The sequence below is a fragment of the Marinobacter iranensis genome, assembly GCF_029207565.1.
Lineage (GTDB): Bacteria > Pseudomonadota > Gammaproteobacteria > Pseudomonadales > Oleiphilaceae > Marinobacter > Marinobacter iranensis.
Map to the genome: position 1 here is coordinate 1 of NZ_JANCMW010000194.1, position 268 is coordinate 268.

Below are 268 nucleotides of genomic sequence, written 5' to 3' on the forward strand. Positions count from 1 at the left end.
CATGGGCGCGGCGACGGATCGCGGTGATGCGCGCCAGGATCTCGCGGATGTGGACCGGCTTGCGCACGACGTCGTCGACGCCGGATTCGAAAAGCCGCAAGGTGTTTTCGAGAGAATTGTGCTCGCTCAGCGCAATAACGGGCGCGCCGGTACGGTCCCTGATCTGTCGCGGGGAGACGGCCCCTTCGCGGCAGTCGCCGATCAGGAAGGCTCGAACCGATTTCAGGTCGTCCTCGGGCGCGCTGGAAACCCAGGCGTCGAATTCGCT

General features: G+C 65.3%; 1 pseudogene. It reads right to left on the reverse strand.

Annotated features, from left to right (window positions below):
- Positions 1 to 268, reverse strand: a pseudogene (locus NLU14_RS21990) (hypothetical protein); the annotation flags it as partial.